20 protein-coding genes, 1 tRNA gene and 1 pseudogene are annotated in these 22131 nt (G+C 61.0%); 9 read left to right on the top strand and 13 right to left on the bottom strand.

Features of this window, described 5'->3' with window-relative positions; translation table 11 throughout:
• Window positions 1-31: 31 nt before the first annotated feature.
• The 5 genes from RWK44_RS08835 to chvE all read right to left on the bottom strand — a co-directional run bounded on the left by RWK44_RS08835 (window position 32) and on the right by chvE (window position 6545).
• Window positions 32-1465: an aldehyde dehydrogenase family protein gene (locus RWK44_RS08835; protein ID WP_131664516.1), complete on the bottom strand. Its 1434-nt coding sequence runs from the start codon at window positions 1463-1465 to the stop codon at window positions 32-34.
• Window positions 1466-1534: 69 nt separating this feature from the next.
• Window positions 1535-2530 (bottom strand): AraD1 family protein, encoded by a 996-nt coding sequence (gene araD1 / locus RWK44_RS08840; protein ID WP_011653084.1) that lies wholly within the window; start codon window positions 2528-2530, stop codon window positions 1535-1537.
• Between the two features lie 117 nt (window positions 2531-2647).
• Window positions 2648-3853: a multiple monosaccharide ABC transporter permease gene (gene mmsB, locus RWK44_RS08845; RefSeq protein ID WP_077979000.1), complete on the bottom strand. Its 1206-nt coding sequence runs from the start codon at window positions 3851-3853 to the stop codon at window positions 2648-2650.
• The gene (gene mmsA / locus RWK44_RS08850) at window positions 3850-5388 is read right to left on the bottom strand and encodes a multiple monosaccharide ABC transporter ATP-binding protein (protein WP_029872334.1); all 1539 of its coding nucleotides are present in this window, start codon (window positions 5386-5388) and stop codon (window positions 3850-3852) included. The genes mmsB and mmsA overlap by 4 nt, the downstream gene beginning before the upstream one ends.
• 92 nt (window positions 5389-5480) lie before the next feature.
• Window positions 5481-6545 (bottom strand): multiple monosaccharide ABC transporter substrate-binding protein, encoded by a 1065-nt coding sequence (chvE, locus tag RWK44_RS08855; RefSeq protein ID WP_020051228.1) that lies wholly within the window; start codon window positions 6543-6545, stop codon window positions 5481-5483.
• 270 nt (window positions 6546-6815) lie between these two features.
• Here chvE and RWK44_RS08860 point away from each other — a divergent pair, with 270 nt between their 5' ends.
• From RWK44_RS08860 to RWK44_RS08870, 3 genes are all read left to right on the top strand, one after another.
• A complete protein-coding gene (locus RWK44_RS08860) occupies window positions 6816-7820 on the top strand; it encodes a LysR family transcriptional regulator (protein ID WP_131664515.1) in 1005 nt (334 codons plus the stop codon).
• A 61-nt stretch (window positions 7821-7881) separates the two neighbouring features.
• Window positions 7882-8370, top strand: coding sequence for a hypothetical protein (locus tag RWK44_RS08865; RefSeq protein WP_222000756.1), 489 nt, complete (start codon window positions 7882-7884; stop codon window positions 8368-8370).
• 309 nt (window positions 8371-8679) lie between these two features.
• Complete coding sequence (locus RWK44_RS08870) at window positions 8680-9555, top strand: Hint domain-containing protein (protein ID WP_316028690.1); 876 nt, start codon at window positions 8680-8682, stop codon at window positions 9553-9555.
• 299 nt (window positions 9556-9854) lie between these two features.
• On the opposite strand, the gene RWK44_RS08875 is transcribed toward RWK44_RS08870, so the two are convergent.
• Window positions 9855-10139, bottom strand: a complete 285-nt coding sequence (locus RWK44_RS08875) for a hypothetical protein (RefSeq protein ID WP_027664007.1) — start codon at window positions 10137-10139, stop codon at window positions 9855-9857.
• 281 nt (window positions 10140-10420) lie between these two features.
• Between RWK44_RS08875 and iolG the strand changes: the two genes are divergently transcribed.
• The gene (gene iolG / locus RWK44_RS08880) at window positions 10421-11413 is read left to right on the top strand and encodes an inositol 2-dehydrogenase (protein ID WP_316028691.1); all 993 of its coding nucleotides are present in this window, start codon (window positions 10421-10423) and stop codon (window positions 11411-11413) included.
• A 322-nt stretch (window positions 11414-11735) separates the two neighbouring features.
• Here iolG and RWK44_RS08885 read toward each other — a convergent pair whose 3' ends face one another.
• Window positions 11736-12959, bottom strand: coding sequence for an ROK family transcriptional regulator (locus RWK44_RS08885; RefSeq protein WP_316028692.1), 1224 nt, complete (start codon window positions 12957-12959; stop codon window positions 11736-11738).
• Between the two features lie 227 nt (window positions 12960-13186).
• On the opposite strand from RWK44_RS08885, the gene xylF reads away from it, so the two are divergent.
• From xylF to RWK44_RS08905, 4 genes are all read left to right on the top strand, one after another.
• Window positions 13187-14227, top strand: coding sequence for a D-xylose ABC transporter substrate-binding protein (gene xylF / locus RWK44_RS08890; RefSeq protein WP_316028693.1), 1041 nt, complete (start codon window positions 13187-13189; stop codon window positions 14225-14227).
• A 262-nt stretch (window positions 14228-14489) separates the two neighbouring features.
• Window positions 14490-15803: a sugar ABC transporter permease gene (locus RWK44_RS08895; RefSeq protein WP_168257936.1), complete on the top strand. Its 1314-nt coding sequence runs from the start codon at window positions 14490-14492 to the stop codon at window positions 15801-15803.
• Between the two features lie 14 nt (window positions 15804-15817).
• Window positions 15818-16600, top strand: coding sequence for an ATP-binding cassette domain-containing protein (locus RWK44_RS08900; protein WP_003542059.1), 783 nt, complete (start codon window positions 15818-15820; stop codon window positions 16598-16600).
• 205 nt (window positions 16601-16805) lie between these two features.
• Window positions 16806-16882: transfer RNA gene (locus RWK44_RS08905), tRNA-Arg, on the top strand.
• Window positions 16883-17093: 211 nt separating this feature from the next.
• Here the strand turns inward: RWK44_RS08905 and RWK44_RS35120 are convergent.
• The 6 genes and pseudogenes from RWK44_RS35120 to RWK44_RS08930 form a co-directional block, all read right to left on the bottom strand.
• A pseudogene (locus tag RWK44_RS35120) lies at window positions 17094-17243 on the bottom strand (IS481 family transposase); the annotation flags it as partial.
• A 38-nt stretch (window positions 17244-17281) separates the two neighbouring features.
• Entirely contained in the window at window positions 17282-18007 is a 726-nt protein-coding gene (locus tag RWK44_RS08910; RefSeq protein ID WP_222062771.1) for an LssY C-terminal domain-containing protein, read from the bottom strand.
• 21 nt (window positions 18008-18028) lie between these two features.
• Window positions 18029-18715, bottom strand: coding sequence for a hypothetical protein (locus tag RWK44_RS08915; protein ID WP_316028694.1), 687 nt, complete (start codon window positions 18713-18715; stop codon window positions 18029-18031).
• An 18-nt stretch (window positions 18716-18733) separates the two neighbouring features.
• Complete coding sequence (locus tag RWK44_RS08920) at window positions 18734-19303, bottom strand: OmpA family protein (RefSeq protein ID WP_316028695.1); 570 nt, start codon at window positions 19301-19303, stop codon at window positions 18734-18736.
• A 24-nt stretch (window positions 19304-19327) separates the two neighbouring features.
• Window positions 19328-19750 (bottom strand): cysteine rich repeat-containing protein, encoded by a 423-nt coding sequence (locus RWK44_RS08925; RefSeq protein WP_025395584.1) that lies wholly within the window; start codon window positions 19748-19750, stop codon window positions 19328-19330.
• 115 nt (window positions 19751-19865) lie between these two features.
• Entirely contained in the window at window positions 19866-20123 is a 258-nt protein-coding gene (locus RWK44_RS08930) for a hypothetical protein (protein ID WP_246644887.1), read from the bottom strand.
• A 631-nt stretch (window positions 20124-20754) separates the two neighbouring features.
• Here RWK44_RS08930 and RWK44_RS08935 point away from each other — a divergent pair.
• The gene (locus RWK44_RS08935; RefSeq protein WP_316028696.1) at window positions 20755-22125 is read left to right on the top strand and encodes a DUF882 domain-containing protein; all 1371 of its coding nucleotides are present in this window, start codon (window positions 20755-20757) and stop codon (window positions 22123-22125) included.
• Window positions 22126-22131: the final 6 nt, after the last annotated feature.

Raw genomic sequence — 22131 nt, forward strand, 5'->3', positions numbered from 1 at the left:
GCCCCGTACGGCCCAGGTTATCGCACTTGTCTCAAGCCAGGGTGTAGGCGGTCTTGACGGTTGTGTAGAATTCGGCGGCATACTTGCCCTGCTCGCGCGGGCCGTAGGACGAGCCCTTGCGGCCGCCGAACGGCACATGGAAATCGACGCCTGCCGTCGGCAGGTTGACCATCACCATGCCGGCCTCGGAATTGCGCTTGAAGTGCGTGGCATGCTTCAGGCTGGTCGTGGCGATGCCGGCCGAAAGGCCGAACGGCGTGTCGTTGGCCGTCGCCAGCGCCTCGTCGTAATCCTTCACCCGGATCAACGAGACCACAGGTCCGAAGATCTCCTCGCGCGAAATGCGCATCTGGTTGGTCGCTTCGGTAAACAGCGTCGGCTGCAGGTAGAAGCCGGGCGTGTCGCGCGAGATCAACTCGCCGCCGAAGGCGAGCTTGGCGCCTTCCGACTTGCCGATCTCGATATAGTCGGTATCGGTCTTCAGCTGCCGCTCATCGACGACAGGGCCGATATGGGTGCCGGCCTTCAGCGCGTTGTCGACGACGAGCGTCTTCAGCTTGTCGGTGAGTGCTGCGACGAACTTGTCGTGAATGCCTTCGGTGACGATCAGCCGCGAGGAGGCAGTGCAGCGCTGGCCGGTGGAAAAGAAGCCGGAATTGGCGGCGGCCTCGACGGCGACGTTGAGATCGGCATCGTCGAGCACGACCATCGGGTTCTTGCCGCCCATTTCCAGCTGGAACTTGCGGTTATGCTCGATCGAGGCGGCGGCGACACGCCTGCCGGTACCGGTGGAACCGGTAAACGTGATGCCGTGAACGTCGGGGCTTTCGAGCATGGCCTGGCCGACGACCGAGCCTTTGCCCATGACGAGGTTCAGTACGCCCTTCGGCAGGCCGGCGCGGTTGAGAATATCGACGATCGCCCAGGAACAGCCGGGCACCAGTTCGGCCGGCTTGAAGACGATGGTGTTGCCGTAGCAGAGCGCCGGCGCGATCTTCCAAGCGGGAATGGCGATCGGGAAATTCCACGGCGTGATGATGCCGATGACGCCGAGCGCCTCGCGGGTGATCTCGACGCCGATATTCGGGCGAACCGACGGGAGAACCTCACCGGCCAGCCTCAGCGCCTCACCGGCGAAGAACTCGAAGATCTGCGAAGCGCGGATCACCTCGCCCGTCGCCTCCGGCAGCGTCTTGCCTTCTTCGCGCGCAAGCAGCGCACCGAGTTCATCCTTGCGCGCCATGATCTCGTCGCCTGTCTTCTTCAGGATGACGTGGCGCTCCCAGATGCCGGAGCGCGACCAGGCTGGGAAGGCGGCCTTGGCGGCGGCAATGGCATTTCTCGTGTCATCAGCGCTGCCGTCGGCATAGAGGCCGACAACCTCATTCGTATCCGACGGGTTGATGTTCTTCGTCGCGTTCGAGCCGACCCATTCGCCGGCGATCAGGTTTTGATAAATGGTCATGGGCTTAACAAGCCTCCTTTACCTTCTACGAGCAAAGAGCCGGCCACCGAATGCGGCCAGGTCTTGAATTCAGAGCTGTCTGACGGCGATCTCTTCCTCGGCGGCCACCTTCAGCGGGTTGCGGAGCGCCAGGCCGAATTCGGCAACTTCGATCTCGAAGACATCGCCCTCTTCGGTCTTGACGCCGTCGGCAAAGGAAAGGGTCGCCGTGCCGAACATATGGACATGCACATCGCCCGGAGCACGGAAGAGGCCATATTTGAAATGGTGATATTCCAGATTGGCAAAGGTGTGCGACATGTTCGCCTCACCAGACAGGAACGGCTTTTCGAAGATCACCTTGTCGCCGCGCTTGATGCGCGAGGTGCCGCGAATATCCTCAGGCGCCGCGCCGACTCGGATTTCCGGGCCGAAGCTGGCCGGGCGCAGCTTCGAATGGGCGAGATAGAGATAGTTGATCCGCTCGGTGACGTGATCGGAAAATTCGTTCGACAGCGCAAAACCGATACGGAAGGGCGAGCCGTCCTTGGCGATCACGTAGATGCCGGCCATCTCCGGTTCCTCGCCGCCGTCGAGCGCGAAGGAAGGCGAGATGAGCGGGGCGCCGGGGGCTGCGGCGCCATGGCCGTTGCCCTTGTAGAACCATTCGGGCTGGACGCCCTTTTCGCCGGCCTTCGGCTTGCCGTTCTCGAGGCCCATCTTGAACATCTTCATCGAGTCCGTGAGGGTTTCCTCGGCGGCTTCAGTGGTCTTCTTGTGCATGGAATCGCGCGTTGCCGCCGAGCCCAAATGCGTCAGGCCGGTGCCGGTCAGATGCAGGTGCGCGGCATCTGGATGGGTGATCGGCGGAAGGAAGCGGCCTTCCGCATAGGCCTTTTCAAGATCGACGGCATCGCCGTAGCCATGCGCTTCGATGACCGAGGCAAGCGACTTGCCGCCATCTGCGGCTTCCATCGCCAGTGCATAGACGCTGACGGCGTTCTTGACCGACCTTGCAGCGCCGCCCTGCTCACGCACGGCGACGATGATCTCTCCGTTTGCACCCTTGATCTGTGAAATAAGCACGTCTTCGATCCTTCTCGTTTCGGCGAAGACAGGAAAAAGCTCCGCCTGTCCGGCTCCATCAGGAGCCGGAATCCATCATTCATAGGCTGCGAATGCCTGGCTGGCGCCTTGAGGCGCTCAGCCCTTGTTCTTGTTGTAAACGTCGAAGAACACTGCGGCGAGAAGCACGAGGCCCTTCACCATCTGCTGGAAGTCGATGCCGAGCCCGACGATCGACATACCGTTATTCATGACGCCCATGATGAACGCGCCGATGACCGCACCGGTGATCTTGCCGACGCCGCCGGACGCCGAGGCGCCGCCGATGAAGCAGGCAGCAATGACGTCGAGCTCGAAACCGACGCCGGCCTTCGGCGTTGCCGAGTTCAGACGCAGCGCGATGATCATGCCGGCAAGGCCTGCAAGCACGCCCATATTGACGAAGGTGTAGAAGCTCAGCCGCTCGGTATTGATGCCTGAAAGCTTGGTCGCCTTCGAATTGCCGCCCATGGCATAGATGCGACGGCCGATCGTGGTCCGGCGGGTGATGAAGGCATAGATCGCAATCAGCACCAGCATGACGACGAGAACGTTCGGCAGGCCCTTATAGGTGGAGAGCAGATAGCCGATCCACAGGATGGCGAGCGAAACGACCATGTTCTGGACGATGAAGAAGCCCATCGGCTCGACGTCGATCCCGTGGTCTTCGTTCACCTTGCGGCGGCGCCAGGCGAGGTAGAAGAGGATGACAGGCAGGATCACGGTCAGGATCAGCGAGGTCGACTGCACGGGTGTGCCTGCAATATCGATCATGCCGCCCGGCAGGAAGCCGGTGCTGATAACCTGGAACTCCCTCGGGAACGGACCGATGTTCTTGCCGTTCAGAACCGTCAGCGTCAGGCCGCGGAAAACAAGCATACCGGCAAGCGTCACGATGAACGATGGGATGCGGTGATAGGCGATGAAATAGCCCTGCGCCGCGCCGATGATGCCGCCCACGATCAGGCAGATCAGGCCGGCAAGCCAGAAGTTCATGCCCCATGACACGGTGAAGATCGCCGCGAGCGCGCCGACGAAGGCGACGATCGAGCCCACCGACAGGTCGATATGGCCGGCGACGATGACGAGCAGCATGCCGAGCGCCATGATGACGATGAAGGAGTTCTGCAGAACAAGGTTCGTCAGGTTTACCGGCTTGAAGAGAATGCCGCCGGTATAGAACTGGAAGAACACCATGATCGCGACGAGTGCGATGAGCATGCCGTATTCACGAATATTGCCGCGGATATAATCGGCAACGGAAACGACGTTGCTGTGCTCGGTTGTCGGGTTGACCGGAGTCATTGTCTCTTCTCCCCTGAGCGCATGATAGCGCGCATGATAGTTTCCTGGCTTGCTTCTCCCTTCGGCAATTCGGCGACGATGCGTCCTTCGTTCATCACGTAGATGCGGTCACATGTGCCAAGCAGTTCGGGCATTTCCGATGAGATCATCAGAACGCCCTTTCCATCGGCGGCAAGCTGGTTGATGATAGTATAGATTTCGTACTTTGCGCCAACGTCGATGCCGCGGGTCGGCTCGTCGAGGATCAAAATATCGGGATCGGAAAACAGCCACTTCGACAGCACGACCTTCTGCTGGTTGCCGCCCGAAAGATTGACCGTTTCCTGGAAGACGCCAGAGGAGCGGATGCGCAGCTTCGACCGGTAATCGGTCGCGACCCTCATCTCCTTGATGTCGTCGATGACGCTATTGCTCGAAATCCCATTGAGGTTGGCAAGCGTCGTATTGTGCAGGATGCTGTCGCTGAGCACGAGACCGAGTTGCTTGCGGTCCTCGGTGACATAGGCAAGACCGGCGTCGATCGCCTTGCGCACAGTGCTGACATCGACAGCCTTGCCATTGACGAAGACCTCGCCGCTGACTTTGTGGCCATAGGATTTGCCGAAAACACTCATGGCGAATTCGGTGCGGCCAGCCCCCATGAGACCGGCAATGCCGACAACCTCGCCCTTGCGGACGTTGACGTTGATGTCGTGCAGCACCTGGCGGTCGCGGTGCTGCTGGTGATAGGCGTTCCAGTTCTTCACTTCGAAGATCGTCTCGCCGATCGGCACGGAACGCGGCGGATAACGGTCGGCCAGATCTCGGCCCACCATGTTCTTGATGATGATGTCTTCGCTGATCTCGTCCGTGTGACAGTCGAGCGTCTTGACGGTCATGCCGTCGCGGAGCACCGTGATCTGGTCGGCAACCTTACGGATCTCGTTCAGCTTGTGGGAAATGATGATCGAAGTGATGCCCTGATTGCGGAACTCGATCAGCAGATTGAGCAGCGCGTCCGAGTCCTTCTCATTGAGCGAAGCGGTAGGCTCGTCGAGGATGAGCAGCTTCACGCTCTTCGACAGCGCCTTGGCGATCTCGACGAGCTGCTGCTTGCCGACGCCGATGTCGGTGACCAGCGTGTTCGGAGATTCCCGCAGGCCCACCTTGGTGAGCAGCTTCTTCGTGCGGTTGAAAGTCTCTTCCCAGCTGATGACGCCGTTCTTGGCATTCTCGTTGCCGAGGAAGATGTTTTCGCCGATCGACAGCAGCGGCACGAGCGCCAGCTCCTGGTGGATGATGACGATGCCGATTTCTTCGGAGTCCTTTAGGACCTTGAAGTTGCGCGTCTCGCCTTCGTAGACGATGTCGCCTTCATAGCTTCCCGTCGGATAGACGCCCGATAGTACTTTCATCAGGGTCGATTTACCGGCCCCGTTTTCGCCTACCAACGCGTGGATCTCACCCTGGCGAACCTTGAGGTTCACATTCTCCAGCGCCTTGACGCCCGGGAACGTCTTGGTGATGCTCCGCATTTCGAGGATGGTATTGTCCATAGTCAAACTTCCAGCGCCTCCGGCCGTCGAGCGGCCGGGCGATCATAAAATCGAAGACCGGAACCCGCAAGCGCGGGTTCCGGTCCCTCTCATTACTTCAGCTTGTCTTCGGTGTAGTAACCGCCGTCGACGAGGATCTGCTTGTAGTTGGTCTTGTCGACAGCAACCGGCTTCAGCAGATAGGACGGAACGATCTTGACGCCGTTGTCGTAGGTCTTCGTATCGTTGACCTCGGGCTCCTTGCCGGACATGACGGCATCGACCATGGCAACAGTGACCTTGGCGAGTTCGCGGGTGTCCTTGAAGACCGTCGAGTGCTGTTCGCCAGCAATGATCGACTTGACCGACGGAACTTCGGCGTCCTGACCGGAAACAACCGGGAGCGGCTGGTCCGGAGTGCCGTAGCCGACGCCCTTCAGCGACGAGATGATGCCGATCGACAGACCGTCATAGGGAGACAGGACGGCATCGACCTTGGCGTCGGTGTAGTTGGCCGAGAGCAGGTTGTCCATGCGGGCTTGGGCCGTTGCAGCGTCCCAACGCAGCGTGCCGACCTTGTCCATGCCGGTCTGGCCGGACTTCACGACGAGCTTGCCGCTGTCGATGTAGGGCTGCAGGACGGACATTGCGCCATCATAGAAGAAGAAGGCGTTGTTGTCGTCCGGCGAGCCGCCGAACAGTTCGATGTTGAACGGGCCCTTGCCATCCTTGAGGCCGAGGGCGTCAACGATGGAACCAGCCTGCAGAACGCCGACCTGGAAATTGTCGAACGTCGCATAGTAGTCGACGTTGGCCGAGTCGCGGATCAGTCGGTCATAGGCGATGACCTTGATGTTGGCGTCATGAGCCTTCTGGAGAACGTCGGAAAGCGTCGTTCCGTCGATCGAAGCGATGACGAGAACCTTGGCACCCTTGGTGACCATGTTTTCGATCTGCGAAAGCTGGTTCGGAATATCGTCGTCAGCATACTGCAGGTCGGTCTTGTAGCCGGCGGCCTCGAGCTGCTTGACGATGTTGTTGCCGTCGTCGATCCAGCGAGCCGAAGACTTCGTCGGCATCGCGATGCCCACGAGCCCCTTGTCCTGCGCCATGGCAGGCATAACGAACGAAGCGACGCCGAAGGCGGCCGCAGCCATCAATGAGATAATGGATTTCATTTCTCTCTCCCTTGTTAATAGACGGCGGACGAAAAATCGCCCGCCCCGAAACTGTGGCAGGTTCCGTATTGGATAGTTACTTCAGATGGTGAGAAACGAAGTAGGTCTCCTCCACGATCTCACACGTGTTGAGTGCCAACCAGCACACGGCGGCAAACTGGTATGGATTCCTATAACTGTCAAATAGAATAAGTGGTAATATGCATAACAATTTTGGTATATCGTTAAAAAGTATTACTTTTGATGGAGCGCAGTGAGGAGGCTGCAACCATGGCGATTGTTTCCGAGCTATTTTCGATGGATCACATCGATATCCACAGCGATAATTTCGGCGATGACAGCCTTTTACGTGCAGGACTTAAGCTGAATCACCTGCGCATGATCGTCGCAATCGAAGATAGCGGACAGATTTCCGCCGCAGCCGACGTTCTGAACATTTCGCAGCCCGCCGCATCGCGGATGTTGTCCGAAATGGAATCGATTACCAAGACGTCGCTCTATGAGCGGGTGGCCCGCGGCGTGGTGCTGACAACCTTCGGCGCAGCGCTTGCCCGAAGGGCTCGCAAGATCCTCCTGGAGCTGCGCGAGGCGAGCCGCGAGATCGGTGAATTGAAAAGCGGCAAGGGCGGGTCGGTCTTCATCGGCGCGGTGACGGCGCCGGCCATGAGCCTCGTCGTTCCGGCAATCAACAAGGTGCGCAAGGCCTATCCGGGCATCGAGATCAACATCCAGGTGGAGACGAGCAACGTGCTTGCCCGCGAGCTGCTCGCCGCCCGCCATGACTTCATCATCGGCCGCATTCCCGATGATCTCAATCCGCGCCTGTTCGAGGTGACGGAGATCGGCATCGAGCGGGCTTGCCTGATCGTGCGCAGCAGCCACCCGCTTATGAAGCAGAAGACGAGCAGCCTTTCAGAGGTCAGGGATTACGACTGGGTGTTCCAGCCGCCGGGCACGCTGCTGCGCCGCACGATCGAGGACGTTTTCCTGTCGCGCGGCGTGGCGCTGCCCGAAAACATCGTCAACACCTCCTCGCTGTTGCTCACCTGCGCCATCGTCTGCGAAACCGATGCGATCGCTCCCGTTGCCGTCGACGTCGCCCAGTTCCTGGCCAGCCAGGGCTCGAATGCCTCCGATGTGCGCATGCTGCCGATCGATTTCGACATCAACGTCAAGCCCTACAGCATGATCACGGCGAGGGAACGGGCGCTGCCGCCGAGTGCAAGGCTGCTCTACGACATCATCCTCGAGGAGAGCCGCAAGCAGGCCGGCTGACGACACCCGCAAGCCCTGCGCCATCTTGCCCGCCTTTAATGCACGCGTCGAAAGGGAGCGCATGCTGTTCGGACAGTCGGTATTTCAATCAGTCCTCGAGCGGCTGAAGGCGGAGGGCGAGACGGACGAAGACGCCGGGGCGCCGGCCGTCCATCGCGTCTCCGGCCTCGGCACCGGGCTTGCCTTCGATGTCATGGCCTTCGATGTCATGGAAGATGTCTCGACCGCCTCGCAACGGGTCGGCCAGGCCTATTTCGACAATCTGGATCTTGATGCTGCCGCCGCGATCGCGGAGGCACCGGCGGCTGCGCCTCCACCCCAGCCCGTCATGCCGGACCATCTCGCCCGCATCGCTCCGGAAGAGATTGCTGCGGAACTGGCGATCGCTGCCGCCGATACCCAACAGACGCTGAACGAGAAGCGGCGCGCCTTTGCCAAGGCCAATCATCCTGATGGAGTCCCAGAGCTTTTCCGCGACAATGCCAACAGGCGCATGATGATCGCCAATCTGCTGATCGACGAGGCGATGCGCCGGCTGCCGCACAGCTGAAGCTTTCTCGCGAACGCAGGCAAAAGTTCCGAGGCTTTGGAAGAGCCGCCGTTTCCGACTCGATTCGCGAACTCTATATGGGCTGTTTTTCCCGCGATTCAACAGGTGCCCATGGCACGCAGTTTGATTCTTTCGCGCTCGGGTAGCAGAGAAATGTGCCGCTTTTTGCGACCAGCAATAGCATATTTCGGGACCCCAGTAGACCATGCCTACTCCCTTTTCGGTAGGCCGTAGCTGTTTAGCGAAATTGAATGCGATACAACCTGTTGTAACATAGCGTGGTGCAAATGTTCTCAGGAGACCGCCAACATGTCATCTACGGAAGATCCGAAGCTGCCGCGCAACAATGCGCGCAGACATTTTCTAGGCGTAGCCGCAGCCGCTGGTGCTCGTCTTGCCGGCGTGGCAGCCTTGGCCACGGCAATTTCCACCTCTCCGGCCAACGCGCTGGGGCGGCTTTGGGGACGGGGCGGCTCCGGTGGACACGGAGGCTCTGGCGGGAGCGGTGGCTCAGGTGGAGGTGGTGGTGGTGGCGGCAGCGGGAGCGGCCCAAATTGCTTCCTGCGGGGAACGGCGATCCTCACGGATTGCGGTGAGAAGCCTGTCGAGAATCTCAGCATCGGCGATCGCGTTGCCCTTCCTGACGGCAGCACCCGCCCGGTAAAGTGGGTCGGCCGCCAAAGTTTCAAGAAGAGCGGCGCGCGCTGGCCCAACGACGTCGTGCCGATCCGGGTTTCCCACCACGCACTGGACGGGCAAACACCCCACTCGGATCTCTATCTGTCGCCTGGCCATGCGCTGTACCTGAACGGCATTCTGATCCAGGTGAAGGACCTCGTGAACGGTAAAACGATTGCATCGGTCACTCCCGCCGCTGACGTATCGATCGAGTACTATGCCGTCATGCTCGATACGCACGAAGTTATCCTTGCCGAAGGTGCTGAGGCCGAGTCCTTCCATCTGAAGAACAGCAATCACGAGAACTTCTGCAATTTTCCAGAGTACGAGCGTCTCTATGGCAAGGAACGCATCGTGATGACATCCTTTGCGCCGTTGCTGGGAGGTGGCTGGTCACATTTGAAAGCGCTTCTCCTGCTCGGCGTTTCGCCGCTGGTACCGCTGCACGATCCATTCGGGAATGCCTGCGAAAAGATCGACGCGCAAGCCAAGGAACTGTCACTCTGACAGGACGGGAATGCGCAGGGATCGTGCTGGCTGCACGTGAAGCCGTGCGTCGGTTTTGCGATCGTATCAAACAAAGACCTCAAGCGTGGCGCGCATCAGAAAGATCGCGGCACGCTTCGACTATTCGGCCTTCTTCTCAAAGGCGCCGGTAAGCTGCCGACACTCCCTGAGAAGCGCCGCGTCCTCACCCGCGCCAATTATCCGACGGTGTTACCCTGCCCTTCCGCGACAATGCGACGAAGCGGATGATGCTCGCCAATATGCTGATCGACGAAGCGCTGCGGCGAATCGCCCGCTGATTATTCCGCCTGCCCGTCCTTGGAAGGCTTTTCAGCGGTCGCAGCAGGCCCTTCTTCTTCTTCTTCGGCGTCAGGCTGCACGACCGGCTCGGTGGCTGGTGGCTGCGGCTTGAAGGTCCAGAACAATATGTAGAAGGAATAGGCGCCCGCCCCGCCCGCGAGCACGCCCCAGAACGGATCGCCGGTGACGAACTCGACCACGGCCCAGCCAAAGCAGACGGCAACGATGGCAACTCGCACCCAGAGGCGCCGGTATGCCGGATGGTTCGGATCGATCAGCTGCATCTTTACCCCGCGCTCGGATATGTCGCACTGCCCTCGGCCTGTGCCGCGCTTGTCTCTAAAGCCTTTCCTGGCCAGATTAAAGTATTCTGTTGGCTCAAACGGTATCGAATGTTCGACAAGCCGGCTCCAGCAGAACGCTTCAATCCGAGCCGGAAATGCTCCGGGTCGAATCTTGCAAATGTGAAAGATCCGAGGCCTTGACGCGACGCAGAGAAGGTGGAATGAAAATTCCAGAAATTTTACAATTCGGTTTATTTGTTCCGAATTCAAGGGAGGTTGGAATGACAGTGAGATTTGGTCTTCTTGGCGCCGGCCGCATCGGCAAGGTTCATGCGAAGGCTGTCAGCGGCGACGCCAATGCAAAGCTCGTCGCGGTCGCCGACGCCTTTCCGCAGGCAGCTGAAGCCATCGCCTCCGCCTATGGCTGCGAGGTCCGCACCATCGAGGCGATCGAGGCAGCCAAGGACATCGACGCCGTCGTCATCTGCACGCCGACGGATACCCATGCCGATCTGATCGAGCGCTTCGCCCGCGCCGGCAAGGCGATCTTCTGCGAAAAGCCGATCGACCTCGACGTCGCCCGCGTCAAGGCCTGCATCAAGGTGGTGGAAGAGACCGGCGCCAAGCTGATGGTCGGCTTCAACCGCCGCTTCGATCCGCATTTCATGGCTGTCCGCAAGGTCATCGACGAAGGCAAGATCGGCGATGTCGAGATGGTGACGATCACCTCGCGCGATCCCGGCGCCCCGCCGGTCGATTACATCAAGCGCTCGGGCGGCATCTTCCGCGACATGACGATCCACGATTTCGACATGGCTCGCTTCCTGCTCGGCGAGGAACCGGTGTCGGTTTTCGCGACCGCCGCCGTGCTCATCGACAAGGCAATCGGCGAAGCCGGCGACTATGACAGCGTCTCGGTGATCCTGCAGACGAAATCCGGCAAGCAGACCGTCATCTCCAACTCCCGCCGCGCCACCTACGGCTATGACCAGCGCATCGAGGTGCATGGTTCCAAGGGCCTCGTCTCGGCCGAGAACCAGCGGCCGGTCTCCATCGAAGTCGCAAACGGCGAAGGCTACACCCGCCCGCCGCTGCATGACTTCTTCATGACCCGTTACACCGAAGCCTATGCCAACGAGATCGCCGGCTTCATCGCCGCGATCGAGAGGGGCACCAAGATCTCTCCATCGGGCGCCGATGGTCTCGCAGCGCTGGCACTCGCCGATGCCGCGGTCCTGTCCGTCAAGGAAGGCAAGCTCATCAAGATCGGCTGACGGCTCTCTCCCGACCGGAAGCCATGCATGAGATGGCCGGGCGCCCGCCCGGCCATTTCGCGTTTAATGAAGCGCGCGGGCGGGCCTCAAAAGACCCCTCCCCAACCCCTCCCCACAGGTGGGAGGGGCTAACCTGCGGCACCTGCGCCGCCCATCCCGAAACGCCGAAGATTTGGAAAGCGAGTGCGGCAGTTTAAGTCCCTCCCCCTTGTGGGGAGGGGTTGGGGAGGGGTTTTCTTTGGGGTACAGACCGGGCTGATGAATGAAACTGATAGCTTTGACCTGTGCCGAAGCCCAATCATTCGTCCTCAGCGATGCATCCTCAATCCGCTCCCTGAACGCCCGAGACAACGATATCCTCGTCGATCACCGACAGCGCCCGGTTCAGATGTCCTTCGAAGACGAGGATCTGCTCGTCGGCCACCACCCTGATCTCGGGCATGCCTTCCATGCGCACGATATGCGATTGCCCCAGACCCTCTTCGATCCCTTGCCGGAGAAGGTCGTAATAACGCGTGCCCGGCCCGGTGATGGCGATCGGCATGCGCTCCGTCAGGCTCAGCATGCGCGAGAGCCCGTTGCCGAGCGCCAGCCCCGCCTGGCGGAAGGCGAAGGCGGGGACCCGGTGACCCTGTCGCGCCTTTGCGGCGATCTTGTCCAGTTCCGCCACCGGCACGAACTTTGCCGGGATCGTATCGAGCGGCACCTCGAAGGCGCTGCGCAGGATCGCGTAGAAACCGGCATAGGCCTCGATGCAGCCGCGGGTGCCGCAGCGGCAGAGTCCACCATTGGCCACGTGCAGCATGTGCCCGAAATTGGGCGCCGATATCTCCTGGCCTGTCTGGTTCCCGCGCCTGACGATGCCGAGCCCGACGCTATGGCCGAGCGAAAGGGCGGCGAGCGAACGGAAAGCGGCGCCCTTCACCATCTCTTCACGCGCGCCGAGCGCGGCTGCGACCAGCAGCGTCTCGTTGTCGAGGATGACCTTGGCCTGCCAATCCGGCCGGAGTGCCGATTCGAAATCGATCTGGTCGCTGCCGAAGATCGGCGACCAGACGAGAACCGGCTCCGTGGAATTGACCAGCCCCTTGCTGCTGATCGAAATCAGCAGCACCTTTTCTTGGCTGATCTTCGAGCGATCGAGAATGCGCAAAAGCCCGGCCCGCACCGCCGCGACGAAGCGTACGGCGCCTGCCGGATCATGCGAACGTTCCTCGCTGAAGCGGTCGATCAGCTTGCCGGCATAATCGACCAGCGAATATTGCACCGCATCCGAGGAGATGATGACGACGATGAGATAACCGCAATCGCGCCGCTGGCGCAGCAGCACGCGCGGCCGGCCGCGGCCGCTTGCCGGCTGCTGTTCCGATTTTTCGATGATCTGGGCTTTTTCCAGCTCAGTGGTGATCGCCGAAATGGTGGCCGACGAAAGCCGGGTGAAATCGGATATTTCGGTATGCGCGAGCGCACCGTGGCGGCGCAGCACAGACAGCACGAGCACGCTGTTTCGCTGCCGGACCAGCTCCGTGCTCGACTTGGTCAGCATGAATGCCGCCCTCTCCCCTGCTTACTCCGCCCTCGGCTTTCCACTGCATCTCCAGCCGGTGTTTCGCAAGGAAATTAAGCCGGCAGTGCCGTGTTGACAGTTGAAAAAATCTCTGACACTAAATTTCTCGACTGTCGAGAAAAAAATCCAAACCTTTCTCGACAGCTTTTCGCCGTGGCCGGAGGAAGCATGGGCTGGGCCGGTCGCAATCCACTCGGGAGGACATTATGAAGTCTATTTTGAAATTGATGGCCGGTGCTGCCATCCTCGTTTCCGTGCATACCGCTGCCATGGCTGCCGATCTCGTCGTCGGTGTTTCCTGGTCGAATTTCCAGGAAGAGCGCTGGAAGACGGACGAAGCCGCCATCAAGAAGGCTCTCGAAGCCAAGGGTGCCAAATATATTTCCGCTGACGCGCAGTCTTCTGCCGCAAAGCAGCTTACCGACGTCGAATCGTTGATCTCGCAGGGCGCCAACGCGCTGATCATTCTCGCCCAGGACTCCGATGCGATCGGCCCGGCCATCGAAAAGGCCGCCGCTGAAGGTATCCCCGTCGTCGGCTATGACCGCCTGATCGAAAACCCGGCTGCTTTCTACATTACCTTCGATAACAAGGAAGTCGGCCGCCTGCAGGCTGAAGGCGTTTTCAAGGCCAAGCCGGAAGGCAACTACGTTTTCATCAAGGGCTCGTCTTCCGATCCGAACGCAGATTTCCTGTTTTCGGGCCAGCAGGAAGTCCTGAAGGCCGCCATCGATGCCGGCAAGATCAAGAATGTCGGCGAGGCCTATACCGACGGCTGGCTGCCGGAGAACGCTCAGCGCAACATGGAGCAGTTCCTGACCGCCAACAACAACAAGGTTGACGCCGTTGTTGCTTCGAACGACGGCACCGCCGGTGGCGCCATCGCTGCTCTCGACGCACAGGGCCTCGCCGGCTCCGTTCCGGTTTCCGGCCAGGACGGTGACAAGGCAGCGCTCAACCGCATCGCTCTCGGCACGCAGACGGTTTCCGTCTGGAAGGACAGCCGCGAACTCGGCCAACGCGCCGCTGAAATCGCACTCGACCTCGCCGGCGGCAAGGACATGAGCAACATCGACGGCGCCCAGGCTTTCAAGGGCGGCCCCAAGGGCGTCGAAATGCAGTCGGTCTTCCTGAAGCCGCTTGCGATCACCAAGGAAAACCTGAACGTCGTCATCGACGCCGGCTGGATTTCCAAGGCTGAAGCCTGCCAGGGCGTGAAGGCCGACAGCGTCGCTGCCTGCAAGTAAGCAAGCTCTGCACTGAAATTGCCGGCGCCGCAGCGGAACACCGTTGCGGCGCCGGATGCGGATGAGAATTCGATCGACGAAGTTTCTCCGCCTCGCCGCACCATCGCGGGTTTTCATTCCCTGCCGGAAGGGTGTCGCAACGCCACGCGACCGGCTTCCGGAAGCATCGCGATGGTGAGTTGAAGAACAGACGCATGACGCCGATGGCAGCCTCTAGCACGACGGCGCATCCGTCCAAACAAAGTGGGGGAACGGCAAACCCATGGCCGAAATGGTAAAATCCACAACATCAAGCGGACCGCGAGCGGCGGAAGCCAATCTGGTGACCCGCTTCTTCCGCGCCACCGAGATCGACACGCGTCTGCTCGGCATGATCGGCGCGCTGATCATCATCTGGATCGGTTTCCACATCATCACCGGCGGCCTCTTCCTGACCCCGCGCAATCTCTGGAACCTCTCGGTCCAGACCACCGACATCGCCGTCATGACGACGGGCATGGTGCTGATCATCGTCACCCGCAACATCGACCTGTCGGTCGGTTCCGTGCTCGGCCTCTGCGGCATGATCATGGGCGTGACGCAGGCCAAGATCCTGCCGGAATATATCGGCTTCGACAGCCCCTTCACCTGGGCGATCACGCTGCTGGTCGGATTGGCGGCAGGCTGCCTGATCGGCGCCTTCCAGGGCATCATCATCGCCTTCCTCAACGTTCCCTCCTTCATCGTCACGCTCGGCGGCCTGCTCGTCTGGCGCGGCGCCACCTGGCTCGTCACCAGCGGCCAGACGGTTGCCCCGATGGACCAGACCTTCCGCATTATGGGCGGCGGTGCTGAGGGCTCGATCGGCGCCACCTGGAGCTGGATCGTCGGCATCTGCGCCTGCCTTTTCGTCATCGCCAGCATCGTCGGCTCGCGCCGGCAGCGCCGCCGCTTCGGTTTCCCACGCCGGCCGATATGGGCTGAATATTTCCTCGCCGTCCTGAGCTGCGTGCTCATCCTCGGCGCGGTCTGGATCGCCAACAGCTACTACTGGCCGATCAACATCGCCAAGAAATATGCCGAGACCAACAATATTCCCTGGCCCGAAACCGGCCTGGATATCCCCTACGGCATCGCCGTGCCGGTGCTGATCGCGATCGTCGTCGGCATCATCATGACCTTCATCGCGACAAGGCTGCGCTTCGGCCGCTACGTCTTCGCGATTGGCGGCAACCCCGAAGCGGCCGAGCTCGCCGGCATCAAGACCCGCTGGGTCACCGTGCGCATTTTCGCGCTGATGGGCATTCTCGCAGCCATCGCGGCGGCGATCTCCACCGCCCGCCTCAACGCCGCAACGAACTCGCAGGGTACGCTCGACGAGCTCTACACCATCGCCGCCGCCGTCATCGGCGGAACGTCGCTGGCAGGCGGCACCGGCACCATCGCCGGCGCCATGCTCGGCGCGCTCGTCATGCAGTCGTTGCAATCGGGCATGGTGCTGGCGCATGTCGACACGCCGCTGCAGAGCGTCGTCGTCGGCACCGTCCTCGTCGTAGCGGTTTGGCTCGACACCGTCTATCGCTCCCGTGCCAAGTGAGAGGAGCCCAAAACATGGCTGATCAACGCACTCCCCTCGTGGAACTGAAAAACATCTCGATCTCCTTCGGCGGCATTCACGCCGTGGACAATGCCTCCGTCGATCTCTATCCCGGCGAAGTCGTGGCATTGCTCGGGCACAACGGCGCCGGCAAGTCGACGCTCATCAAGATCCTCTCCGGCGCCTACAAGCGCGATGGCGGCGAGATCCTGATCAACGGCGAGCCCGCCGACATCCGCAATCCGCGCGATGCCAAGAAATACGGCATCGAGACGATCTACCAGACGCTCGCCGTCGCCGACAATGTCGACGCCGCCGCCAACCTCTATCTCGGCCGCGAGCTGAAGACCCGCTGGGGCACGCTCGACGACGTCGCGATGGAAGCCTCGGCCCGCGAGGTGATGGGGCGGCTGAACCCCAACTTCAAGCGCTTCAAGGAGCCGGTGAAGGCGCTTTCGGGCGGTCAGCGGCAATCGGTGGCGATCGCCCGTGCGATCCTCTTCAATGCCCGCATCCTGATCATGGACGAGCCGACGGCGGCCCTCGGCCCTCAGGAGACGGCGCAGGTCGGCGAGCTGATCAAGCAGCTGAAGAAGGAAGGCATCGGCATCTTCCTCATCAGTCACGACATCCACGACGTCTTCGACCTCGCCGACCGCGTCTCGGTGATGAAGAACGGCCAGGTCGTCGGCCACGCCCGCACCGAGGACGTGACCAAGGACGAAGTCCTCGGCATGATCATCCTCGGCAAGGTGCCGCCAAAGGCCATCCCCGGCCCCGGCGCCATGCAGATCTGACCGCCGTAAGGCGACAGCCGCGACAACAAAGCTCCGCCGCCCGCAAGGCCGGCGGAGTTTTTATGCAACGGTCCTCGGCGCTGACGGATAAAAACACCCGCCAAACTGCAAGCACCGGTAATTCTGAGAATTTCGCGATTGAAGCCGGCCGCAAGCTAGGCTAAGAACCACCCATCGGACAGGCGATTCAAACCGCCTTAGGCATGCACCCGTAGCTCAGCTGGATAGAGTGTTGGATTCCGATTCCAAAGGTCACAGGTTCGAATCCTGTCGGGTGCGCCACTAAACTGAGGTCCGTTCTGGACACATGGGTTACGGTTTATTCCTGAGACATAGGTAACACTTTTGAGCCGAAAGGGTTCGGCAGTGGTTCGAGCCTGCATGTTTCGTCATCGAAGTATCCCAGATCGTAATCCATGAAGCTTGCGAGCCATATGTGGTCTTCGACCTGTTTGATTCCAACGGCCTGCCCGGTGACCGTCAATGGATATCAGTAGCGCTTGTCCGCGAGCATGAACTCGCTCTTGTAATCGGCGCACCACAGGTCGTTGGGTTGGCGAGGTTGGGAGAGTGGCGTTCCAATAGCTCTGTTGCGCCGTCGCTTGCGGTGCTGGACCAGCCCGTTGCGGTCGAGCACCGCATGCGGTCGCTCCCCTCGCCCTTGTCCCGCTGTCGCCAATCCTATCGCTTTTCGGCCGATCGCAGCACCCCTACAAGGATTCGACCATCGGTGAAGTACGGATCCCCACCGCCGTTCCGACCATCTCTTGTCGCACCGACGCCTGCGCGCTCGTAGGTCATGGAGATCTCCCCGGCGGCCTTGAGGTCGCCGATCACCAGTTCGCGCTCGGCGTCAAGATCGGGCCCGATATGGTGGGTGATTTGCCCGGTGTCGTGGCTGACGCCGACGCCGCGGTCGAAGCTCGCGGAGCCCAGCCACAGCGGCTGGCCGTCGGCGCCGACGGTCGCCGTTTGCCAGAGGCGTATGTGGTGGCGCTCGTCAGCGCTACGCCCGACAGACTTTTCGAAAGCCAGATCCTGCTTCCGGCCGTCGAAGAACAGCGGGCTGACGGGTGCATCGAGATCCGGCCGATCAAGCGCCACGCTCAGGCCGATTTCAACCGAGGAGAGCAACGTTATCCTGTCGGCGGGATCCCAGCCCGAGGCGGCGAAGGCCTTGATCACCTGCTGCTGCGGGCCGACGACGCCGACGTTGATCGGGTCGCCCGGAATGTCGTCGCCGGTCGTGGTGACCATCCGGCTGAGATCGGCAACGGTGCTCCGGTCGCGGAAGATCCACAGCTCCGGCATGACCAGGTAGCAGACGAGCAGATACGCCAGGAGGACGGAGGCAAGAACGCCAGCAGCCGACTTCCATCTGCCTCGACTGCTTCTCCCCTGTTCCATTGCAATGTGCCGCTCCCGACTTCAGTAGCAGGGCGGATACGGATAGTAGCCGCAAGGGGGGTGATAGTAGTATGGCGCGGAGGCCGCCGCGGCACCGATGGCCGCGCCCGTCGCGACCGCGGCGCCGTAGCGGGCCGCAGGGTGCGCATACCAGCCGCCGTGGAAGCCGACCGCACCCACGCCAACCACGCCGACGCGCCCCATTCCGGCGCGCGCCACGAACATGTCGATGAAAAGCGAAGCCGGTCCATTAGCCTTTGTGAGCTCCCCCTCGAGAACCTTGACGTCAAAGGTCAGCGTGCCGCCATCCAGCTTTGGCTTGGTCAGGACCACGACCGCATCTTCGACCGCCGTCCCATCGCTGCTCATGACCGAGATCGTCGCGTTCGGCGGGTCGACAGCGAAGCTGTCCTTGCCCTCGTCCCATTCCTTGATGAACTCGATCGTGAGAACATGTCCGGCCGATCGTACCGGACGGTCGGCGAACACGATGGAGTTCGGGGTGACGCCCGTCATCGTCAGCTTGCCATCGACCAGCGTCGCCCCGCCGGAATTGAGGACGGCGAGCGACGGCACCATCTTCGTGGCCGTGGTCGCTCCAATGGTCTTGGCGGCGGGGGCCGTGATCGCGTCTTCGGCCTGCGCCGCTCCCGCGAACGACACGAGGCAGGCTACGGCGAGAGTGCCAATCCGTATATGGCGTTTCATGGAGAATTCTCCTTTTTGCTACTTCACGAGACCAAGGTTCACGAGCTGGACGCGACGATTATCGGCGGCCTGCGGGTTCGACGGATCCACGAGCCACTCCTCGCCGACGCCGATCGCGAACAGACGGTCCGGGGCGATGGCGAAGGTCGTCGACAACGCCTCCGTGATTGCGTTCGCCCGCTTCTGGCTGAGGTCCAGATTGTGCTTGGCGTCACCCGTCGAGCTCGTGTGTCCGACGACAAGGAACTTGTAGCGCCACAGGTTCGGATGATGCAGGGCGTCGGCGATCATGCCGACGGTGCGATAGGATTTCGGTTCGATGGCAATGGAGTCGTTCTCGAAGTCGATCTCGACGATGAGCTGCGACAGCTTCGAAAGTTTCTGCCAGTCGGGAAGCGCGGCGACGCCCTTGCCTGCACTCGCCGCCACTTCTTCCATAAGCAACGCGAGGTCGATGGCCGGAGCCCCGCCCTGCAATCTGCCGAGCGTGCGCACCACCTGCGAGCCGCTCAGTTCCTGTGCGAACGGGTGGCCGGGTGCCAGCAGCAGTCCGGCGGCAAATATCGTTGCAAGTCGAAAGCTCTTCATGATCCTGTGTCCCTTCAACATCGTTCACCGCCAGCCGGCGTCGATGATTGCCTGGCCGCACTGGCCTTCGTTCACGCGCGTCGCCTTGTTCAGGCAGGAAAGAATGTTGCCCTCGCCCACCACGCCACTGCAGAACTGCGCGACGTAATGCTTGCAGATCGCGGTGAACGACGACTGGGCGGCAAGGCGCTGCTCGATCGAGGTGGTGACACTCGCCAGTGTCGACGTGCAGGTCGGCGAGACTTTTGCGGCATGGGCCTCGAGACAGTTCTGGATGCGGCCGCTTCCGAGGTTCAGGCCCTTGCAGAACTTCTTGATGTCGGATCCGCAGTCGTTGGCGAGCGTGCTCACCGCGTCGGCGAAGCTGATGGTATCGGCACGGGCCGCCCCGGTGAGCGCCAGGAACGCGACCAGCGCCCCTCCTAACAGTCTGGTTCTCGTCGACATGCTACCCCCATCGTGAACGATTGATCGTCGGAGAAACTCTCCGCACGTATCTGGTGCGCCTTCGGGGGTGAGAAGGGAAGTATGTTACGGTTACACGAACCGTAGGACACGGCGTTCAACGCGAAGGAGTCGACTTCCGGCGAGCACTTCGCCATCTGTCGCGTGAATATCCTCGAGCACATCCAGAGGCGAGACGTCGACCGCCGCCGTCGGGAGGCCGCGCACGCCGATGTCGCCATTCGCCGGTATGCTTGCCGCTCTTCATCGTGATGCAGAAACCGCCGCCGCACGGCTCGATCGCGGCGGCGTCGCCGAGCGTCGTCTTCCAGTTTCCGACGATCGGCTCGGCTGCGCTCGCCAGTCCGGTCGACATCAGCAGCGCTGTGACGGAGATCAGGATGGGTTTCACGGTAAGGTCTCCTCGCATGGCTGGCCCGCCACCGGGCCGATGACCGAATGGATCACACATGCTCTGCCGACCGGCAGGATGAGAATATCATCGTGCTCAGTGGTCTGGATGAATCGGGCGACCGGCGAACGATCGGTTTCGGCAACATCAGGGGGTGCCCTGAGTTGGAGGGCCATGAGGATAGTCCAAACTTCTGAGGATAGAGCTGGAGTTTGTTCAGCGAACCTTTCCAGTTCCGACGCATCGGATGCCTCATTCCCAGCTGGCCTGCCCTATTGATTGATCCGGGCTTAAGGTCGATGCATGTTCTGGTCAGCCGCTAGGCGGGAGTTGAAGTCACCTGTTCGGGGAGACTGAAGGTCGGGAGCGGTTGTAACCGTTTCAGAGCGGCGGGGATTTCAGAGCAGCACACAATGCGCTCGATGCTCTCCTCCCGCGGGCGCAGGGTCGGACTGCGCTTGGGATGATCCGCATCCTCAATCCGCCGAGCTCACGCATCCACTCGTTAGCAATTTATTGACCATAAGCTGGCTTTACTGAGCGTGATGGATGCGGAGATTCCCGCACGCCGTCGAGTGTTTGGTGTAGGACGGAATTGTTCGTGTTGAAGTATCCAGTGCAAGGATTATCGGGCGGAGCCTTGGGCGGAATTGCCACGGTCGTGTCGCGTGCGGAACGGTTCGTCGCAAAGACCATTCTGCCGGCTCTGTTTGCGCTGCCGGCACTTGTCGGCTCCGCATCATTTGCCTCGGCGGAAGATCGTGCCCTGAAGCTGTTCTTTACCCATACGGGCGAGAGGGCCACGATTACCTACAAGCGGGACGGAAAGTTCGATCCGAAGGGCCTCGCCCAGATCAATCGCTTTCTGCGCGACTGGCGAAGGAACGAGCCGACCCGGATGGATCCCCGACTGCTCGACCTGGTCTGGGAAGTATACAAGCGCAGCGGCGGCAAGGACTACATCCACATCGTCTCCGCCTATCGTTCGCCCACCACCAACAACATGCTCCGCAACCGCTCGCGCAGCACGGGCGTCGCCAAGAAGAGCCAGCACATGCTGGGCAAGGCGATGGATTTCTACGTTCCCGGCGTGAAGCTTTCGACGCTGCGTGCGCTTGCAATGCAGATGCAGGTCGGCGGTGTCGGATATTATCCGACCTCGGGATCGCCCTTCGTGCATCTCGACGTCGGCAACGTCAGGGCCTGGCCCCGCATGTCCCGGCAGGAACTCGCCCGAATATTTCCGAATGGGCAGACGATACATCTTCCGGCCGACGGCCGGCCTCTGCCTGGATATAATCAGGCGGTTGCGAATCACAGGAAACGCGGCAGCCCTAGCTCAATCCAGATCGCCAGCATCGCTGGAGAAGACGAAGACGTGAGCGCGTCGACCAGGTCGAACGGCGATACCACAGACAATAAACTCGTGACGGCGCTTCTGCCCACGCCGAAAAGCCGTGCATTGAATGCGCTCGCGCTGCAGACCGGCGCCACCCCGCGAGATGACAAACGGTCCGCTGGGGATGTTCCATCTTTCCCGATTCCGATACCAGCGACGCGGCCGCCCGCCCTGGAGCACAACGCAGATATGGATGACAAAATAGAGACTGCGTCGATCGGTCCAATTGATGTCCTTCCGGAGAAACCGGCGTCTGCATTGCCAGCCTATGCCCGCTTCGAACCCGGCCTTGTTGCACACCAGGCCTCCAAGCAGGGCACGAACATGATCGCCTCCCTGCCCATGACCGCTTCCTGGGAAGAAGCAAATTTCCTCGGATCGACGTCCGAAGCGGCGCTGATGAAATGGGCGCTGCATTCTCCTGGCGAGGTGATGGGATTGAGCGCGCCTCGCATTTCCCCACGCACGGTTCATCGTGAGGTCAATGTCGCGACGTCAGGTGAGGATATCATTCCGGTCGCCGCCCAGTTCGATGCCAACCGGCTTGTCTCGTCCCCGGAGGGCTGACCTCAT

Origin of the sequence: Rhizobium sp. 25PS6, assembly GCF_032464655.1 — a bacterium.
Classification (GTDB): domain Bacteria; phylum Pseudomonadota; class Alphaproteobacteria; order Rhizobiales; family Rhizobiaceae; genus Rhizobium; species Rhizobium laguerreae.

Excerpts from the sequence above, each read along its gene's own strand:
- RWK44_RS08835 (WP_131664516.1), bottom strand. The coding sequence starts at position 1,465 with ATGACCATTTATCAAAACCTGATCGCCGGCGAATGGGTCGGCTCGAAC.
- mmsB (WP_077979000.1), bottom strand. The coding sequence starts at position 3,853 with ATGACTCCGGTCAACCCGACAACCGAGCACAGCAACGTCGTTTCCGTT.
- mmsA (WP_029872334.1), bottom strand. The coding sequence starts at position 5,388 with ATGGACAATACCATCCTCGAAATGCGGAGCATCACCAAGACGTTCCCG.
- chvE (WP_020051228.1), bottom strand. The coding sequence starts at position 6,545 with ATGAAATCCATTATCTCATTGATGGCTGCGGCCGCCTTCGGCGTCGCT.
- RWK44_RS08860 (WP_131664515.1), top strand. The coding sequence starts at position 6,816 with ATGGCGATTGTTTCCGAGCTATTTTCGATGGATCACATCGATATCCAC.
- RWK44_RS08865 (WP_222000756.1), top strand. The coding sequence starts at position 7,882 with ATGCTGTTCGGACAGTCGGTATTTCAATCAGTCCTCGAGCGGCTGAAG.
- RWK44_RS08870 (WP_316028690.1), top strand. The coding sequence starts at position 8,680 with ATGTCATCTACGGAAGATCCGAAGCTGCCGCGCAACAATGCGCGCAGA.
- RWK44_RS08875 (WP_027664007.1), bottom strand. The coding sequence starts at position 10,139 with ATGCAGCTGATCGATCCGAACCATCCGGCATACCGGCGCCTCTGGGTG.
- iolG (WP_316028691.1), top strand. The coding sequence starts at position 10,421 with ATGACAGTGAGATTTGGTCTTCTTGGCGCCGGCCGCATCGGCAAGGTT.
- RWK44_RS08885 (WP_316028692.1), bottom strand. The coding sequence starts at position 12,959 with ATGCTGACCAAGTCGAGCACGGAGCTGGTCCGGCAGCGAAACAGCGTG.
- xylF (WP_316028693.1), top strand. The coding sequence starts at position 13,187 with ATGAAGTCTATTTTGAAATTGATGGCCGGTGCTGCCATCCTCGTTTCC.
- RWK44_RS08895 (WP_168257936.1), top strand. The coding sequence starts at position 14,490 with ATGGCCGAAATGGTAAAATCCACAACATCAAGCGGACCGCGAGCGGCG.
- RWK44_RS08900 (WP_003542059.1), top strand. The coding sequence starts at position 15,818 with ATGGCTGATCAACGCACTCCCCTCGTGGAACTGAAAAACATCTCGATC.
- RWK44_RS08910 (WP_222062771.1), bottom strand. The coding sequence starts at position 18,007 with ATGGAACAGGGGAGAAGCAGTCGAGGCAGATGGAAGTCGGCTGCTGGC.
- RWK44_RS08915 (WP_316028694.1), bottom strand. The coding sequence starts at position 18,715 with ATGAAACGCCATATACGGATTGGCACTCTCGCCGTAGCCTGCCTCGTG.
- RWK44_RS08920 (WP_316028695.1), bottom strand. The coding sequence starts at position 19,303 with ATGAAGAGCTTTCGACTTGCAACGATATTTGCCGCCGGACTGCTGCTG.
- RWK44_RS08925 (WP_025395584.1), bottom strand. The coding sequence starts at position 19,750 with ATGTCGACGAGAACCAGACTGTTAGGAGGGGCGCTGGTCGCGTTCCTG.
- RWK44_RS08930 (WP_246644887.1), bottom strand. The coding sequence starts at position 20,123 with ATGTCGACCGGACTGGCGAGCGCAGCCGAGCCGATCGTCGGAAACTGG.